Origin of the sequence: Rossellomorea sp. GCM10028870 (assembly GCF_042666755.1) — a bacterium.
Classification (GTDB): Bacteria; Bacillota; Bacilli; order Bacillales; family Bacillaceae_B; genus Rossellomorea.
Genome location: NZ_JBHTGN010000006.1, coordinates 142,700 through 156,436 on the forward strand (window position 1 = coordinate 142,700; position 13,737 = coordinate 156,436).

At 43.8% G+C, this 13,737-nt stretch carries 12 protein-coding genes and 1 other annotated feature; of the genes, 4 read left to right on the forward strand and 8 right to left on the reverse strand.

The window, feature by feature from the left end; genetic code table 11:
- Positions 1–214 precede the first annotated feature (214 nt).
- Positions 215–436, forward strand: coding sequence for a DeoR family transcriptional regulator (locus ACFQWC_RS21230; protein WP_044340309.1), 222 nt, complete (start codon positions 215–217; stop codon positions 434–436).
- A 624-nt stretch (positions 437–1,060) separates the two neighbouring features.
- On the opposite strand, the gene ACFQWC_RS21235 is transcribed toward ACFQWC_RS21230, so the two are convergent.
- Positions 1,061–1,780 (reverse strand): pseudouridine synthase, encoded by a 720-nt coding sequence (locus ACFQWC_RS21235; protein WP_299739408.1) that lies wholly within the window; start codon positions 1,778–1,780, stop codon positions 1,061–1,063.
- A 126-nt stretch (positions 1,781–1,906) separates the two neighbouring features.
- On the opposite strand from ACFQWC_RS21235, the gene ACFQWC_RS21240 reads away from it, so the two are divergent.
- On the forward strand, positions 1,907–2,161 hold the full coding sequence (locus ACFQWC_RS21240) for a hypothetical protein (protein ID WP_299739410.1): 255 nt from the start codon (positions 1,907–1,909) through the stop codon (positions 2,159–2,161).
- Between the two features lie 168 nt (positions 2,162–2,329).
- On the opposite strand, the gene ACFQWC_RS21245 is transcribed toward ACFQWC_RS21240, so the two are convergent.
- Positions 2,330–3,949: a putative polysaccharide biosynthesis protein gene (locus ACFQWC_RS21245; RefSeq protein WP_299739412.1), complete on the reverse strand. Its 1,620-nt coding sequence runs from the start codon at positions 3,947–3,949 to the stop codon at positions 2,330–2,332.
- 201 nt (positions 3,950–4,150) lie between these two features.
- On the opposite strand from ACFQWC_RS21245, the gene ACFQWC_RS21250 reads away from it, so the two are divergent.
- Positions 4,151–5,413 carry a BaiN/RdsA family NAD(P)/FAD-dependent oxidoreductase gene (locus ACFQWC_RS21250; protein WP_377109064.1) on the forward strand — a complete coding sequence of 421 codons (1,263 nt, stop codon included), beginning with the start codon at positions 4,151–4,153 and terminating at the stop codon, positions 5,411–5,413.
- A 47-nt stretch (positions 5,414–5,460) separates the two neighbouring features.
- On the opposite strand, the gene ACFQWC_RS21255 is transcribed toward ACFQWC_RS21250, so the two are convergent.
- Positions 5,461–5,643, reverse strand: coding sequence for a sporulation protein Cse60 (locus ACFQWC_RS21255; protein WP_044340313.1), 183 nt, complete (start codon positions 5,641–5,643; stop codon positions 5,461–5,463).
- Between the two features lie 530 nt (positions 5,644–6,173).
- Between ACFQWC_RS21255 and dacB the strand changes: the two genes are divergently transcribed.
- Positions 6,174–7,682, forward strand: a complete 1,509-nt coding sequence (gene dacB / locus ACFQWC_RS21260; RefSeq protein ID WP_377109030.1) for a D-alanyl-D-alanine carboxypeptidase/D-alanyl-D-alanine endopeptidase — start codon at positions 6,174–6,176, stop codon at positions 7,680–7,682.
- Positions 7,683–7,777: 95 nt separating this feature from the next.
- Here dacB and ACFQWC_RS21265 read toward each other — a convergent pair whose 3' ends face one another.
- The 5 genes from ACFQWC_RS21265 to ACFQWC_RS21285 all read right to left on the reverse strand — a co-directional run bounded on the left by ACFQWC_RS21265 (position 7,778) and on the right by ACFQWC_RS21285 (position 13,630).
- Complete coding sequence (locus ACFQWC_RS21265) at positions 7,778–8,092, reverse strand: rhodanese-like domain-containing protein (protein WP_377109031.1); 315 nt, start codon at positions 8,090–8,092, stop codon at positions 7,778–7,780.
- A gap of 286 nt (positions 8,093–8,378) precedes the next feature.
- Positions 8,379–10,793, reverse strand: a complete 2,415-nt coding sequence (gene leuS / locus ACFQWC_RS21270) for a leucine--tRNA ligase (RefSeq protein WP_377109032.1) — start codon at positions 10,791–10,793, stop codon at positions 8,379–8,381.
- Between the two features lie 92 nt (positions 10,794–10,885).
- Positions 10,886–11,107, reverse strand: a binding site (T-box leader).
- A 122-nt stretch (positions 11,108–11,229) separates the two neighbouring features.
- Complete coding sequence (locus ACFQWC_RS21275; RefSeq protein WP_377109034.1) at positions 11,230–11,439, reverse strand: hypothetical protein; 210 nt, start codon at positions 11,437–11,439, stop codon at positions 11,230–11,232.
- A 76-nt stretch (positions 11,440–11,515) separates the two neighbouring features.
- Positions 11,516–12,292 (reverse strand): 3-hydroxybutyrate dehydrogenase, encoded by a 777-nt coding sequence (locus tag ACFQWC_RS21280; protein WP_299739425.1) that lies wholly within the window; start codon positions 12,290–12,292, stop codon positions 11,516–11,518.
- Between the two features lie 15 nt (positions 12,293–12,307).
- Positions 12,308–13,630, reverse strand: coding sequence for a GntP family permease (locus ACFQWC_RS21285; RefSeq protein ID WP_299739427.1), 1,323 nt, complete (start codon positions 13,628–13,630; stop codon positions 12,308–12,310).
- Positions 13,631–13,737 lie beyond the last annotated feature (107 nt).

Genomic DNA, 13,737 nt, shown 5'->3' on the forward strand with positions numbered 1-13,737 from the left:
CCATGAGTTACTACGTAAATTGTTTGTAAATTTGGACAATATTCTAGAAATTTTGTCGGATTAGGGTTACAATGTAATTGTCTGACATCTTATGAGTAAACTTTATATGTAGAAAAGGGGTTGTCTAAAGCGCATAGTACATATGGTAGCACGTGAGGTGCACAAATGACGCATGTAGTCTTTGCCTTTGGAAAAATGATGAGGGAGTGGTTCTTTGAAACCTTCAACCAATCGTATGCTAACTAGAATCAAAGCTGTATACATGTACATTAAACAGAAAGGTACTGTAACAACTCAAGATCTTGTAGACGAATTTGGCATTACTCCTCGCACCATACAAAGAGATCTCAACGTGTTAGCTTACAATGACTTGGTGCAAAGCCCAAGTCGCGGTCAATGGACAACTACGGAGAAGAAAGTGAAGATGACTTCTTAATAGAAATGCGGAGGCGGCTCGTTCAGGCCCGACAAGCATAAGACGAGAACACCGGAAAGGCGCCCTTTGCCTTTTTGGTGTTCTTGACTTATGACCTCGAGGGACTAGCCGCCGGAGCTGGACACATAGAAATGCGGAAGGGCTTCGCCCAGAGGCGACAAGCATAAGACGAACCTGCCAAAAAGGCGGGTTTTTGCCTTTTTGGCAGGTTTGGCTTATGACCTCGAGCCTCTAGCCGCCGGAGCTGGACACATAGAAATGCGGAGGCGGCTCGTTCAGGCCGACAAGCATAAGACGAGAACACCGGAAAGGCGCCCTTTGCCTTTTTGGTGTTCTTGACTTATGACCTCGAGGGACTAGCCGCCGGAGCTGGACACATAGAAATGCGGAGGCGGCTCGTTCAGGCCCGACAAGCATAAGACGAGAACACCGGAAAGGCGCCCTTTGCCTTTTTGGTGTTCTCGTCTTATGACCTCGAGGGACTAGCCGCCGGAGCTGGACACATAGAAATGCGGACGGGCTTCGCCCAGAGGCGACAAGCATAAGACGAGAATAGCGGACTAAAATGACTTTTTAAACAAAGAAACGGGGCAGCACCTTTACCGAAGGGTGCTGCCCCGTTTTTTATTCCGGCTTATATTCCTTAAGAAGGGTTACTTCCTCTTCTGTCAGCTCACGGTACTCCCCAAGCTCCAGGTCTTGATCAAGCTCGAGTGGTCCCATCGTTAAACGCTTCAGATAGATCACGCGCTTGCCGACACTTTCAAACATCCTCTTCACCTGATGGAATTTCCCTTCTGTAATCGTCAATTCAATATCTGAAGTTAAACCCGATTTTAAGATCGTTAAATCCCCCGGCTTCGTTTTATAGCCATCATCCAATGTGACTCCACTTTTAAAGGCTTCCACGTCCTTTTCTGTCACTTCCCCGTCAATCACGGCAAAATACGTTTTCGGTACATGACGCTTCGGAGAAAGGAGCTGGTGAGATAATTGACCGTCATTCGTAATGAGAAGGAATCCTTCTGTATCCTTATCGAGTCTTCCAACAGGAAATGGATTGAATATCTGATCTTCCAATTGAAGTAAATCAATGACGGTTTCATCCTGTCCATCTTCAGTTGCTGAGATGACTCCAGGTGGCTTATTCATGAGAAGGTAGATGTATTCACGATACTCAACCTGTTCTCCATACAACATCACCGTATCCTTCTCCGTATTGATATGTACCTTTCCATCCTTAATGACCTCTCCATTGACCTGAAGTCCGCCATCCTTTAATAATTTCTTTACTTCTTTCCGGCTGCCGTAACCCATATTGGCAAGCATTTTATCTATTCTCAAATTAATCACGCTCCGTTTTTGTTGAGTTCGTCTTCAATGTTGATTTTATTAATGATTTGACCAGTCCATGGGCACCTACCCATTCATGTTTCTATTCTTAACATAGGCTACTAAAGGTAAGCAAATATGAAAAAAATAATTGAGGTGAAGCATATGTATCCATATCGACAACAGGGTTCAGGCGGATTATTAATTCCTATTCCACTCCCTGGAGGTGGCGGTCAAGGATATCCAGGTTTTCCTGGTCAAGGTTATGGTGGCGGCGTCAACGCCCGGTTAGACCGACTGGAGAGACAATATGAGCGTCTGGACCGTAGAGTCGACCGCTTAGAAAGAAAAGTAGAGCGACTTGAAAGACAGCTTGGATATTACAATAATTAGCGTTCGCATTTCACATTATTGATTAACGGTGCAAAAATCATGAAAACGACGCGTAAATCTCGAAAACGACTCTTTAAAAACGAGGGCAAATCAACCCTCCCTCTCCATTTCTAACCTGCTAAGCTCAATAAAAAAAGGGATGATCGGCATGTATCATCCCTTTTCCCTTTACCCTATGCGAAGTTTGCTGCGAATTCTCGCCACTTTATCTCCGAATAATCGATCTGCCAATTTACTTCTTAAGCTTAAGTAGAAGTATACGAGTGCTCCCACTCCGCCACAGACAGCAACGAGAATAATCGATTGGAATCCGGATTCCGGATTAAGGAATTGGACCAGTACACCGTATAGCACCAATACCACCACTGCCATTATGGCATTCAGTGCTCCAATGAACATTGTTCTTCTCAAAATCAGTCGGAATTGATATCTTGCATATTTCTTGATGATATATAAATTGATTAAAATCGCTACCGCATACCCTATCACAGTGGCAATGACTGCACCTTGAGTTTCAAATAAGCGAATCAATGGTATGTTCAGGACAAGCTTGAGAAGCAAGCCGACCAGCAAGCTGAAAATCGTAAATTTCTGCTCATCGATTCCTTGAAGAATGGCTGCCGTAACAGCAAATAAAGCAAAGAGAATCGCAACAGGTGCATAGGATCTCAAAATAGAAGTTCCTAACGCATCGCTATGATAGAACATCGTATACGTCGGTTCAGCTAAAAGTGCAATTCCCAAAGCAGCAGGCACTGTTAAAAACAATAGAATTTGAAAGGTTTGGTCAATATTTCTACGCATCGTTTTCCGGTCGCCGCTTGTATAAGAGGTCGTAATTAACGGGATCAGCGTCATAGAAAAGGCGGTTGCCAATGACACCGGGATGATAACCAGCTTATGAGTATAGAAGTTTAATACGGCGAAGGCATGGTCGGAGATTTTTGCGTTCCCTATATCCGCCATCGCTGTATTAAATGTAATCTGATCAACCAGTTGAAACAATGGATTGGCGAGCCCCACAAAAATAAACGGAATCGAATAGGCGATGATTTCTTTGTACATCGATCGTAATGAAATCTCTTCTTGACCGCGATCTTCCTCTAATAGCTCATCTAAATGAGGCTTTCGTTTAAACCAATACCAAATCAATGCCCCGAGACTTGCCAGCCCCCCGACAAATGCAGCAAATGTGGCTACGGCGATGGCGGTCGTCACTGATCCATTCAGAATGTTCAAAACAACATATATCCCGCCGAGTAAGAACACGATACGGACAATCTGTTCTATCACCTGGGAAACCGCCGTCGGGCCCATGGATTGGTGCCCCTGGAAGAATCCCCGAATCAAGCTCATAAACGGAATGATGATCAGTGCAAAGCTTACTGCGCGTATGACCGTTGTCACCTGTGCAACGGAAATAACCTGCTCATCACTTTTAATCGTCATTTCAGCAAAAACCGGTGCAAATGCATACATAATGAGGAATGATACAATCCCCGTCAGCGTCATCAACACCAGGCCTGATTTAAATAACCTTCGCCCTACGGCATATTCCCCTATGGCATTATATTTTGAAACGAATTTTGATACGGCCAGCGGCACGCCTGCAGTCGCTACAGTCAGAAAGATGGTATACGGTACATACCCATATTGATAAAGGGATGCCCCCTCTTCATGACCTTTTAACAAATCATCAAACGGTATAACATAAAAAAGACCTAAAAACTTCGAAATAAAGGTCCCTAACGTTAAGATAAACGTTCCTCTTATTAATTTAGATGACATAGTATCCCTCTCTATATATCTTGTTGCTCGTTAAACAAACAAAATAAAATACATCTTGAAATTTACACACTATCAGTAGTTTACTACTGTACGAATCGAATGACAATTTTTTTCGAATGTTGTATTTAAAACCCATCCCATTTAAAATAAGGAGAAACTCTTTTGAGCGACGAACAAGCAAAACTAAAAGTTGGTGGAAAAATGGTAAAGAAATACGATGTCATAGTGATAGGTGGAGGACCGTCCGGTTTAATGGCCAGTATCGCTGCCGGTGAGAACGGAGCGAAAGTCCTTCTTGTTGATAAAGGAACGAAACTTGGAAGAAAGCTCGCGATTTCAGGTGGTGGTCGCTGCAACGTGACCAATCGACTTCCGATAGAAGAAATCATTAAGCATATTCCTGGAAATGGACGTTTTTTATACAGTGCATTTTCTGAGTTCAATAATGAAGATATCATCTCTTTCTTCGAAAAACTCGGGATTAAATTAAAAGAGGAAGATCACGGCAGGATGTTCCCGGTATCAAACAGGGCCCTGGACGTTGTGGAAGCCTTATTGACCCGCATGAAGGAATTAAAGGTGGATACCCGAACCAGCACAAGTGTGGAGGAAGTCTTATACGAAAACGGGGAAACGGTCGGCATCCTCTTGAAAGACGGGGAAACGCTTGCCGCAAATGCTGTCGTCATAGCGGTTGGAGGTAAGTCCGTCCCTCATACAGGATCAACTGGTGATGGGTATCCGTGGGCAACAAAAGCCGGGCATACGATTACCGACTTGTTCCCGACGGAGGTTCCCCTAACGTCGGATGAACCGTTTATTAAGAAGAAAGAGCTGCAAGGACTTTCATTGCGAAGGGTTGATTTGAGCGTATTGAATCCTAAGGGAAAGAAAATCATCACGCATAAAATGGATATGATTTTTACCCATTTAGGAATTTCCGGACCGGCTGTTCTTCGTTGCAGTCAATATGTGGTAAAGGCCATGAAAAAATGGAACCTGACCCATGTTTCTATGCAAATCGATTCCATGCCTGATCAAAATGAAGAGCAGCTCTTTCAATCCCTTCATAAGCAGGTAAAGGAAGAAGGAAAAAAAGCCGCAAAAAATATATTCAAAGGACTGGTCCCTGAGAGATATCTGTTATTCTTACTGGATCGCGCAGAGATTGATCACGACGAAAAAGGAGACCACATCTCCTCAGAAAAAATCCGTCATTTTACAAAGCTTCTAAAACAATTCACCTTCAATGTGAACGGAACATTATCCATTGATAAAGCCTTTGTAACGGGCGGCGGTGTTTCCATCAAAGAAATCGAACCGAAAACGATGGCTTCGAAAAAGATGAACGGCCTCTTCTTCTGCGGTGAAGTACTCGACATCCACGGATATACAGGCGGTTATAATATTACTTCCGCCCTTGTTACTGGACGGCTTGCCGGATTGAATGCAGCGAAGGTATGATGGTAAAAAAAAAAGGTTGATTCTCATATTCTGAGCAATCAACCTTTTTATTTTCTATATACAACCATGGCCGAAAAACAATAGATCTGGTCCTCTACTTCCTCCGACATCGCCGCTACGTGATATTTAATATCAACGATCTTTTTATCATCCATTTTACTGAGGAATTGGTTCATATCTTTCTCTAAATCTTTTTCATGCTCGTAGTCGAAGACCTTAACCTGGATCACGGAATCCCCTCCCGGATTGTTTTTGGTATTAGTATTGTCAGAATAGTTGGTATTCAAACTATTGAAGGGTTATTTCTTTTGGATTTAGTGGGGGGTTACGAATTGTGGGGTTTTTTTGATTTCGCTGATATATTGTCGATTTCGCTGATATATTGTCGATTTCGCTGATATATCTCGGATTTCGCTGATAAAATGAAAATTCCGCTGATATATCTTGTATTTCGCTGATAAAATACCCTACTTTCACCATTAATCGGGTTCAGGGATTCTAAAGATTGCCTAATCTCAACTGAAACACTTATTAGTGACTTAATTAGTATCAAATCTCTACCCTATTAACAAAAAAGCCCCAAACTTCCTTCATTGTGACTTAGAAGAGTCCAACTAAGAGAAAGGTTACATATTCTATCCCTTTTTAGCAGCGTATAATATGACAATATATTCATTTTTTGTATAAATACTGCAAATATATTATAATTTTCTCAATTTTCATTTAATATTAGTGCATTAGCCATTTAGGAGGGATTTAATTGAACCAGTTACAATTAACCAGGAACCGTTTACTAGCAATTTTATTTCTTTTCACCCTCATCTTGACCCCCTTTCACTCAACTGAGACTCCTACAAAAGTAAACGCATCAATTGATAATGCAGATCTAGAGCAGCAAATTCACGATATACTAGCAGATGAACGCTTAAATGGAGCTATTGGTTCGGTCAGTGTGCGTGATGCTGAAAGTGGTGAAATTATTCTTGATCGCTTAGGAGATATACGTTTGAAAACTGCCTCTAATATGAAGCTTTTTACTGCAGCTGCTGCTCTTCATACCCTTGGGCCTGATTACACATTTAAAACAGAAGTACTAACCGATGGAAAGATTGTGGGCAATGTCTTAAAAGGAAACCTATACCTAAAAGGAAAAGGTGACCCTACGCTTTTAAAAGAGGATTTTGACAAGATGGCGGCATTCTTAAAGTCCAATCATATCGAAACAATCCAGGGGAATATTATTGCAGACGACAGTTGGTATAACTCGGTCAGGCTTTCTGAAGATATGATCTGGAATGATGAATCGCATTATTACGGTGCTCAAATCTCAGCGCTAACAGCTTCACCTGATTCGGATTATGATGCTGGTACCGTCATCGTTGAAACTTCCCCTACACAAGCAGGGCAGCCAGCAGACATTAAACTTTCTCCTGAGACAAACTATCCGACCATCATCAACAAAACGAAAACCATTGAAAGCGGAACACGATCGATCAGCGTTTCTCGAGAACATGGGTCCAACAATATTGTGGTAGAAGGTTCTATACCGGTAAATAGTTCAACTGCCCGATCTTGGGTGACGCTTTGGGAACCTACTGGTTATGCACTGGATTTGTTCAAGAAATCACTTGTACAAACAGGAGTCCATGTCAAACAACATCAGGGTGAATACGGAAAAACTCCAGCAGATGCTGAAGTACTGTTTACAAGAGAGTCCATGCCACTTTCTGAATTAATGGTTCCCTTCATGAAGCTAAGTAACAATACAATCGCTGAAACGTTGGTGAAAGAAATGGGACGGGTAGTTCATCATGATGGTAGTTGGGAAAAAGGACTTGAAGTGCTTGAAGACTACATTTCAATGCGTGGATTAAATACAGATACCATGCGAATTCGAGATGGCTCTGGTATATCCCATGTAACGAATATTCCGGCAAATGAGTTGTCACTGTTACTTTACACTGTTCAAAAAGAGGACTGGTACCCAGTTTATCTAAACTCTCTTCCAATTGCAGGTGCAAGTAATCGCCTGGAGGGAGGCACCTTGAGAAACCGTATGAAGGGAACCCTTGCTGAAGGCAATGTAAAAGCCAAAACAGGAACAATTACAGGAGCTACCTCACTTTCCGGCTTTGTGACTACTAAAGATGGAAAGAATCTTGTATTTTCCATTATATTAAATAACTTTATGGCTAGTAATCTAAGAGATATTGAAGATAAAATTGCTGTTGCATTGTCTGAATATGATACGAGTAAAAAACATGATTAAAATAGGTTAACTATCAAACAACCTAATATAATAAGCATTTGTTCAAAAAAGCACGTTCCCTTAAAAACAGGGAACGTGCTTCACATAAAAAACCATTATTTCTTCTCTGCTGTCTCCCCAGCCCAGTTCATCATGCCGCCTTCCATGTTCACCACTTTATAGCCTTGTTCCTGCATGTAGTGAGCGACATTTCCACTGCGGTTCCCTGAACGGCAGATAAAGATGTACTCTTTGTCTTTATCAAATTGATCAAGTGACTCAGGAATTTCACCCATTTTGATATGCTTCGCTCCAGGAATCATTCCCTCTGCCACTTCTTCATCTTCACGAACATCCACGAGAAGCAGATCTTCACCATTTTTCAACTTCTTTTCTAACTCATCAGTTGTAATCGTTTTAATCGTTTCCATTGTCATCTTCCTTTCTTCATTCATTCATTCATTCACCATGATTATACCAAAGCCCGTCTCCCAAACAAAAATATCAGATCGAAACATGGGGACTAAAAAGAGGGACGGACCTCAACGGAATACTGATATAAAGCGATTTGCGCTTAAAACCCGGCCCATATAGTAGTCCGTCCTTCTAAATAGAAAGGAGGGACGGACCTTGGTGAAATACAGAATCCCCGATTGATAGCATTTCCTAACAATCAGATTCAGTTCAAGGTCCGTCCCTCATAAATATTCATAAATATTAGTTGGCTACGATGTTCACTAGTTTGCCAGGTACGGCAATGACTTTGCGGATGGTTTTGCCTTCGATTTGGCTTTTGATTTCATCGTTTTCCATGGCTGTTTTTTCAAGATCCTCTTTGTTCATATCGCGGGGGATCATGACTTTTGCTTTCACTTTTCCGTTCACTTGAAGGACGATTTCGACTTCGTTGTCCACTAGCTTCGACTCATCGAATGTCGGCCATGCTTCGTAGGAGATCGATCCTTCGTGACCAAGCTTGCTCCAAAGTTCCTCTGTCATATGCGGAGCGATCGGAGAAAGAAGCTTGATGAATCCTTCTACGTAATCCTTCGGAAGAGTGTCCGCCTTGTAGGCATCATTGATGAATACCATCAGCTGGGAAATCCCTGTGTTGAAACGAAGACCCTCATAGTCTTCTGTTACTTTCTTAACGGTTTGGTTATACGTTTTATCAAGGTCACTGTTTGGTGCATCCTTCACTTTAGAGGATAGTGAGCCATCCTCCTCGACAAGCAGGCGCCATACACGGTCCAGGAAGCGGCGTGCTCCGTCAAGGCCGTTTGTGCTCCAGGCAATGGATGCTTCCAGTGGTCCCATGAACATTTCATATAGACGAAGGGTATCGGCACCGTGAGATTCCACAACCTCATCCGGATTCACGACATTCCCTTTTGATTTACTCATTTTTTCATTGTTTTCCCCGAGGATCATTCCTTGGTTGAATAGCTTCTGGAATGGCTCTTTCGTTGGTACTACGCCGATATCATAAAGGAACTTATGCCAGAAACGTGCATACAGCAAGTGAAGGACCGCATGCTCGGCTCCTCCGATATAGGTATCGACCGGAAGCCACTCCTGCATTTTCTTCGCATCGGCAAGGGCTTCTTCGTTATGTGGATCGATATAACGAATGTAGTACCAGCAGCTGCCTGCCCATTGTGGCATCGTGTTTGTTTCACGACGGCCTTTTTTGCCTGTTTCAGGATCCTCGACGTTCACCCATTCACTGATGTTCGCAAGTGGAGATTCACCTGTTCCGGACGGTTTGATTTCCGTCGTCTTCGGTAGGACAAGAGGAAGCTCACTCTCCGGAACCGTCGTTGTCGTACCGTCTTCCCAATGGATGACAGGAATCGGCTCGCCCCAATAACGCTGACGGCTGAACAACCAGTCCCGAAGGCGGTATGTCACTTTCTTCGTTCCGATATTTTTCTCTTCTAACCAAGAAATCGCTTTGGTAATCGCTTCTTCCTTCCCAAGTCCATCAAGGAAACCGGAATTCACATGATCACCGTCACCTGTATACGCTTCTTTCTCAATGTTTCCTCCAGCGACGACTTCCACGATTGGAAGATCGAACTCTTTCGCAAACTCATAATCCCGTTCGTCATGGGCAGGAACCGCCATGATCGCTCCGGAACCGTAGCTCATCAGAACATAATCGGCGATCCAGATCGGCATTTTCTCACCGTTCGCCGGATTGATGGCATAAGCCCCGGTGAAGACACCTGTTTTTTCTTTTGCCAAATCTGTACGTTCCAGATCGCTTTTCGACTTGATTTTGTCGATGTACTCATTTACTTTCGAGCGTTGAGCTTCTGTCGTGATTTCTGCAACGAACGGATGCTCAGGTGCCAGAACCGCATATGTCGCACCGAAGATCGTATCCGGACGCGTCGTGAACACATCGAATGATTTGTCATGACCATCGATGGTAAAGTTCACTTCTGCTCCTTCTGAGCGACCGATCCAGTTTCGCTGCATATCTTTAATGCTTTCCGGCCAATCAACCTCTTCAAGGTCTTCCACAAGACGATCGGCATAAGCCGTGATCTTCAGCATCCACTGCTTCATCGGACGGCGCTCTACGGGATGACCTCCGCGTTCACTTTTCCCGTCGATGACTTCTTCATTGGCAAGCACGGTTCCAAGTGCCGGACACCAGTTGACGGCAACCTCATCCACATAGGCCAAGCCTTTTTCATATAGCTTCGTGAAGATCCATTGCGTCCACTTGTAGTAGCCGGGATCTGTCGTATTGACTTCACGGTCCCAGTCATATGAGAAACCAAGTGACTTGATTTGTCGACGGAACGTATCGATATTTTTTTGAGTGAATTCTGCCGGGTCATTCCCTGTATCAAGGGCATATTGCTCAGCCGGTAAACCGAATGCATCCCATCCCATCGGATGAAGGACGTTAAATCCTTGCATGCGCTTCATGCGGGAAAGGATGTCTGTCGCCGTAAACCCTTCCGGATGTCCTACGTGAAGACCTGCACCTGATGGATAAGGGAACATATCCAGTGCGTAGAAATTGGATTTTCCTTCGTCTTCAGTCGCCTTGAACGTTTTGTTTTCTTCCCAATACTGCTGCCATTTCGTCTCAACACTTCTATGATTAAAACTCATATTGAGATCCTCCTTTAATTGTCATTCGAAAGGTCGTAAGGGTACTTCCCTTCTTTTTGAAAAAAATAAAAAAACCCTCATCCCAAATAAATATTTGGGACGAGAGTTTGTATTAACATTCTCCCGCGGTACCACCCACATTAGTGTACGCGCACTCAGCTTCATTCATCCTTAACGCGGAAAACGGCAAGTCTTACTATGGTTCACACTTGCAACTCAGCAGGCGAGTTCATGATGCTTCTGGTTGACTTTCACCACCCGTCAACTCTCTACGACAGAAGACCGTCATTACTACTCCTGATCAACGTTTCGATATAGGTAAACAATATATGTATTCACTATTTTAGTGAAAAATATACAGAAGCGCAAGCCTATTGTTGAATAATGGATGAGATTATTGCCATTTTATTAAATAATATGGGATTACAGGTGACGCTCAAGAGTAAATTTGGTCCTCTTTGATGAAAATCAGGCCGTTTCCGAGAAGAATCAAGTAGCTTCTGAAAGATCCGACCGATTTGATGAAGAATCCAGCCGCTATCAAGAAAAATCCAGCCGTTTTGACGAAGAATCCAGCCGAAATCGAAGATAATCCGGCCGTTTCCATCAAAAATCCAGCCGATTTACGTTTTTTTCCAATTCTCACTCACCAGAATCGCCGTCACATCAACCTCACCCAATAGAGAAACGACCTCCTAAAAGGTCGTTTCTCTTTCACCAAGCTATTGGATCGTATACCCTCCGTCCAAGACGACTGCCTGCCCGGTAATTCCCTTCGCTGCATCACTGCATAGGAACATGGTATAGTCTGCAATTTCTTTGACATCGAGTAATCTTCTCTGCGGTACGAGAGGATAGATGACTTCTTCTATCACTCTTTCAAAGGGGATATTGCGCGTTTTGGCAAGGTCCCCCAGCTGATTGCGAACCAGCGGAGTGTCCACGTATCCGGGACAAACCGCATTGACGGTGATTCCATGTTGTGCCGCTTCCAAAGCCGCTACCTTCGTCAGGCCGATGACTCCGTGTTTGGCAGAATTATAGGCTGCTTTGCCGGAAAAACCGACTAATCCATTAATGGACGCCATGTTGATGATCCGTCCCTCCCCCTGCTCCTTCATGTGAGGCAGGGCATGCTTGATCGCGATAAATGGTGCGGTCAGCATGACTTTTATGAGAAGTTCGAATTTTTCAGTCGGGAACTCTTCAATATGGGATACATGTTGAAGGCCTGCATTATTGATTAATACATCCAGCTTGCCGTAGTGATCCACGGTTTTAGCGATTGCCCCTTTTAATTCGGATTCCGATGTCACGTCACAGCGTAATCCGAGTACTTCATATCCTTCTCTCTTAAGGGTATCTGAGGCTTTTTGAACGGCATCTTCCTGCAGATCCGTCAGTACGACCTTTGCTCCATTAGCAGCGAATTCTTTTCCGATTTCGAAACCGATCCCTTGCGCTGCCCCTGTTATGAAAACAACTTTATTTTCAACCATGATGATACTCCTTTCTTAGATCCCTACGCCAAATGAGAATAAAAGAATCGCTAAAGCTAAACCGATCAGTGGGACAATGACCGTAACTGCACCAACCGCCCCATACGCTTCTCCATGTGATTCATTACAGATCGAGCGGATCGTCGTTACGACATATCCATTGTGCGGCAATGAATCCAGTGCTCCTGAAGATATCGCCACTACCCGGTGAAGGGCTTCAGGATTCACACCCATATCAACATAGTGAGGTGCGAGGATCGGCAATGCGATCGCTTGACCACCGGAAGCCGAACCAGTCATCCCTGCTATTACACTGACGGCGATTGCTCCACCGATCAATGGAGATCCAGGAATATTCGTCATGACCTCTACCGCGGTACTGAAGGCCGGAACAGCTTTGGCCACTCCTCCGAATCCAACAACGGCCGCTGTGTTACCGATGGCGATCAATGCTCCAACCGTACCCTCGGAAACAGCACCCCAGAAGCCTTTGAAATATTTGCGATTTAACACGTAAGCAGAAATCACACCACCTAACAGGGCAATGATAAGTGCTGATTGTTTTAAAGAATCGTGGAAAGTGAAAGCCAGAATAAGGACGACTAATAATGGAACCAACCCCATGAACGGGTTAGGCAGGGGTCTTCCTTCATCAATGACCGGATCTTCTTCACGTGAATGGAACTTCTCTCCTTTATTGACTGCTTTGGTGATCATACGCTTTAACCACCAGTAGCCAAAGACAGCCATAAACACGGCAACGATCAAGCTGACCTCCCAGCCTGCATATGGTGTCGTACCAAGATATTCAATCGGAATCCAGTTTTGGATCTCCGGTGAACCTGCAGATGTCATCGTGAACGTGACCGATCCAAATGCTAATGCCGCAGGAATGAAACGGCGTGGCAGGTCAGCTTGTTTAAATAAACTAACAGCCATAGGATAAACGGAGAATGCTACAACGAAGAGACTGACTCCTCCATATGTTAAAACGGCACAGGCTGCAACAATGGCGAGTACTGCGTATTTCATTCCCATTTTCTCTACAACAAAACGGGAAACACTATCCGCTGCACCGCTATCTTCCATTACTTTTCCGAAAACAGCACCCAATAAGAACATTAGATACCAAGCGGCGACAAAGCTTGTGAATCCAGACATATAATTGGTTACCAGATTGGCTTCCCCTTCAGCCGCCAATTGTGGAAAGAGCGGCATTCCGCTTAACACCGCGACGAACAATGCCGATATGGGACCAACAATCAATATGTTCATGCCCCTCATCGTTAAAAAGATTAATAAAATAAGTCCTCCAATAAGACCGATCATGCTTAACATGATATTTCCCCCTTTGTTCTCTAGAGATGATCACCACAAAATGAAATCGTATACATTTTTATTCAGACTTCTGCTCTCCCTTCCATAAAATACTTTCAAACATAATC

Bases quoted from the DNA above. Each gene is read 5' to 3' on its own strand.
- ACFQWC_RS21240 (WP_299739410.1), top strand. From the start codon at position 1,907: ATGAAAAAAATAATTGAGGTGAAGCATATGTATCCATATCGACAACAG.
- ACFQWC_RS21245 (WP_299739412.1), bottom strand. From the start codon at position 3,949: ATGTCATCTAAATTAATAAGAGGAACGTTTATCTTAACGTTAGGGACC.
- ACFQWC_RS21250 (WP_377109064.1), top strand. From the start codon at position 4,151: ATGGTAAAGAAATACGATGTCATAGTGATAGGTGGAGGACCGTCCGGT.
- ACFQWC_RS21265 (WP_377109031.1), bottom strand. From the start codon at position 8,092: ATGGAAACGATTAAAACGATTACAACTGATGAGTTAGAAAAGAAGTTG.
- leuS (WP_377109032.1), bottom strand. From the start codon at position 10,793: ATGAGTTTTAATCATAGAAGTGTTGAGACGAAATGGCAGCAGTATTGG.
- ACFQWC_RS21280 (WP_299739425.1), bottom strand. From the start codon at position 12,292: ATGGTTGAAAATAAAGTTGTTTTCATAACAGGGGCAGCGCAAGGGATC.
- ACFQWC_RS21285 (WP_299739427.1), bottom strand. From the start codon at position 13,630: ATGTTAAGCATGATCGGTCTTATTGGAGGACTTATTTTATTAATCTTT.